The sequence below is a fragment of the Pseudomonas syringae group sp. 26L6 genome (genome assembly GCF_032587815.1).
GTDB lineage: Bacteria > Pseudomonadota > Gammaproteobacteria > Pseudomonadales > Pseudomonadaceae > Aquipseudomonas > Aquipseudomonas amygdali.
In genome coordinates this window covers 1-2,623 of the sequence record NZ_JAWHPJ010000023.1, presented here as the reverse complement: position 1 = coordinate 2,623, position 2,623 = coordinate 1, and the positions used below count along the sequence as shown (strand labels likewise).

The window sequence follows — 2,623 nt, the reverse complement described above, 5'->3', positions numbered from 1 at the left end:
CACCCAGGTTTCCCAGATGAGGTCTTCGTTTTCAGGTGGCATGAGAGGATAGGTGGAATCTTCACTCGCCTTGCCAGCTGGCTTGTTGGTAAGCGTTCCGAACTGTTCGGCCTTCCTGAATTGTCCCCTTTCCAGAAAGTCTTCATGTACTGGACGCTCGATTTTTTCTACCGGCAGCCCACCACGATCGTTTGCTGCTGATGACGTTGAAATGCACCGATTGCCCGCGCAGAGTGGCATCAACCCTGATGCCAGTTAGTGGCTTTTTCGATGTATTGAGCGTTCGCTGGAAGTGCCTTGTGCAGGAACGCGAGATACTTGTCCATAAGCACCTTGCTGGGAAAACGCGCGGCGAACCCGGTGGTTGTATCGTCGCAATGGATAATGACCATCAGACGTTTGTGATCAACCGTGACAAATTCGTGCAAATGCCACGGGGCGGTTTGTCGATGGTGGACGGGGTTTTCCCAGTTCAGCAGTTTGATGGCTGCGACAAAGGCCATTGCCACCGGACCGACCAGGAACAGCAATGACCCAGTGATTAGGGCGACGAGGACGAATGCCAGTATGACGAAAATAGCGATGCCTTTGAAAAACGATGAGGCGAATTCGGGATAGTGGAGGTAATACTCTACGGTTGCTCCGTCGGTTTTCAGGGTGTAGTTGTAGATGGTTTTTTGGCGGATGAGCAGGCCTACGAAGTAGGCAAGAATGCCAGCGAGCGCTAGTACAGTGCCCACTAGTAAATGGGGTGTTTCTAAAAACGGTCTCCAGCCCCCCCCCAATATAAAGTGAGCTCGCAGCTAGGTAAATTGCGATAAATATAGATTGTATGACCATTGTTTCTCTAGGCGAGCTCGCAAGTGTTTTGATTTTCCAATCCATAACACCGCTACCTTGCGGCAAGGTAGCGGTTTTCTCTTGTAGGTTCATAGCGGCCTGCTCTCTGCAACTTCAAGGGTCAGCGTGCCAGTCCTGCTTAATGCCTTTACTTCAAGTTCTACTGCAGTCAAACCGTCACTATCGGTATCGCCTCTTGTCCCCAGCTCTATCTGAAACAGATAGCCTCGATCCTCCTCGCCAGGATGTATCAGATTGCTGGGGTACCAGATTTGTAGCTCAAGATAGGTTGCATCTTTGTCGAGCGGTACCCAGGTTTCCCAGATGAGGTCTTCGTCTTCGTGCGGCATGAGAGGATAGGTGAAGTCTTCACTCGCCTTGTCCGCTGGCTTGTTGGTAAGCGTCCCGAACTGTTCGGACTTCCTGAATTGCCCTCGGTCCAGAAAAGCGTCATGTATCGGCTGGTCTATTTTTTCTACGGGCAGCACGCCCCATGGTCGCTTGCTACTGACAATGTTGAAATGCACGGGCTGCCCGCGTACCAGATTGGGCAAGCGCACTTGTACCCCTGCGCCATTTTGTACCGCTGCACTGTAGTAATCACCTTTGCCAAGGTAACGCTCTTCATAATGCACGGTGCTTTTTACATAAACTTGAGGAGATAGCTGGATTTCCAATAATGTCTGTATTTCTTCATTCTCACCGTGGGCAGTCTCGGCGTAGCGATAGTCTAGTTTTTTCGACCAACAGCACTTGCGCAGCCACCAGCCGACACTGTCTTGCTTTAAATAATTTAAAGCCATTGTAGCAAAAAGATAAATAAAGCCGGCCACCAGCAAGGCGACGTTTAACCATGAGCTCATTGCAACAGCTGTGATTTTGGCTGTTGGGGATATTCCTGCCGCTAGCTGAATTATTGAACCTGCTCCCATTACGAGTACAGAGGTGCCCTTTACACTGATTGCGGTTTTTTCTTCCATTGTTCTAGCCGTGCCAAAGTCTTCAAGAATATCTTTTAACTCTAATGTGGCCGCCGCTATCCCGAACGCTCCCATTGCCACCATTGAGCTTCGAAAACCGCGTATCGCATCTCCCCAAACTGCATTACCCCGTGCTCTCCAATAAGCCGCCGATTGATCAAGAATGCCCACTGTGTACGTACCAATAACCACAGGCTTCGCCGTACTGATAACCGCCCACGGCGCTTCAACAAACACCGCCATCAACAGGTTGAAGCTATACCCCAGCCCATAGGTAACCTTGCCAATATCTTTGGCACTGAAGTCTCCATCCCGAGTAAGGTCCCGGTAAGTGAGCGCGGTATTGATGAAGTTGAGCATGATCACGCCCCAAGTGATTGCCCCGGCAATTCCTCCCAGCCCATCGATCCAGCGCTTGGCGGTGGTCAGCCAGTCTTTCGCCATGGTTTTGCCGGACTGGAAGTGCAGTCGAATCTCGTCCTGCAACTGCTTTGCGTATTGGTTGTTCTGATAGTCGAGCAGGGCGGGGATGCTCAATTCATGCAGACGAAGTTTTTCCTCGAGGACGCGAAGGTGGCTGGCGTTGCTTTTGCGGGTGTTGTAAGCGGTTGGATAAAGCCACCGGCGACGGGTATCGCTGATCTGCTTGTTGAGGACCTGCCACTCGCGTATCCACTGTTTGAGCTTGGTGAACACCTGTTGATCGACTGCAATACGCGCCTTCGAATCAAGCAAAATCTGGCCGATAAACAGGGTGCGAAGCAATGCGACGATGTTCTGCTGTTTGCCCAGGGCCATGCGGC

3 pseudogenes are annotated in these 2,623 nt (G+C 51.2%); all 3 read right to left on the bottom strand.

Annotated features, from left to right (window positions below):
* Window positions 1-238, bottom strand: a pseudogene (locus RYA97_RS13260) (hypothetical protein); the annotation flags it as partial.
* A 1-nt stretch (window position 239) separates the two neighbouring features.
* Window positions 240-933 (bottom strand): annotated as a pseudogene (locus RYA97_RS13255) (permease).
* Window positions 930-2,623: pseudogene (locus tag RYA97_RS13250) on the bottom strand (hypothetical protein); the annotation flags it as partial. The pseudogenes RYA97_RS13255 and RYA97_RS13250, both read right to left, overlap by 4 nt.